This window comes from Bartonella sp. CM120XJJH, from assembly GCF_042194715.1.
Lineage (GTDB): Bacteria > Pseudomonadota > Alphaproteobacteria > Rhizobiales > Rhizobiaceae > Bartonella.
On the sequence record NZ_JBHINE010000102.1, the window covers coordinates 1 to 791 of the forward strand.

Sequence of the window (791 nt, forward strand, 5' to 3'; positions counted from 1 at the left end):
TGGGTTGCCATTTCACGGTTTTCATGGACGATTTGTTCCAACTTGCCTACATCGAGCTGTTGTACACCCTTATGGGCAGTGGCAGTATCACGATTAAGGGAGGCTATGGCTTGTTCCACGTCTTGTCCTGTCAATGCCTTCTGCCCTGCTTCATCAGTAATGACGATGGTGCCATCGCTAATGGCAGATTTGGTGTATCCTTCCTCTGAATCTTTAGCTTTTGAATGATCTAAGAGATTTTTAGCAATGTTTTTCCCGACACCATATTTGCCCTGATACATGGGACCACCCGCAGAAATGCTTAAACCTTGGCTGCTAGCTTGCGCATGCGCACCGTTGCTGATATCACTGGTGCTGATGCTTCCTGTGGTCAGGCTGTTTTTATCTGCCGGCGCAGTGCTGGAAATAAGTCCTCCGGTCAGGGTCGTTTTATCTTTCACGTTGATCTTAAAACCGCCATCACCCGCTTTGATGCCTGATTGCTCCACAACACTATGATAATCACTAGAGGATTTATCCTTGTTCAAGGAAATATTGGTTGTGGCTGTACCCTCCTTTTCTCGGCTATTATAACCAATGGCAACAGAGTCTTGCTTGCTAGAACTTTGTCCCGTATCACTGCGGCTGGTAATGGCGAAATCACCCCCTACTTCCATTTCTACTTGATTTCCAGAAACCACGGCGCCTGCCAATGTGGTGTTTGCCCCACTCGTGGTATGAACAGTGCCGGTGCCTATAATATGGCTGTTTTTGTGATGCACTTCATCACTGGAACCCTTACCTTTACCAAA

The 791-nt window shown here is 47.0% G+C and carries 1 protein-coding gene; it reads right to left on the minus strand.

Annotation, left to right across the window (positions count from 1 at the left end; genetic code table 11):
* Positions 1-791: hemagglutinin repeat-containing protein (locus ACFIKU_RS10005; RefSeq protein ID WP_375657418.1), on the minus strand; the 791-nt coding region annotated here is incomplete at both ends.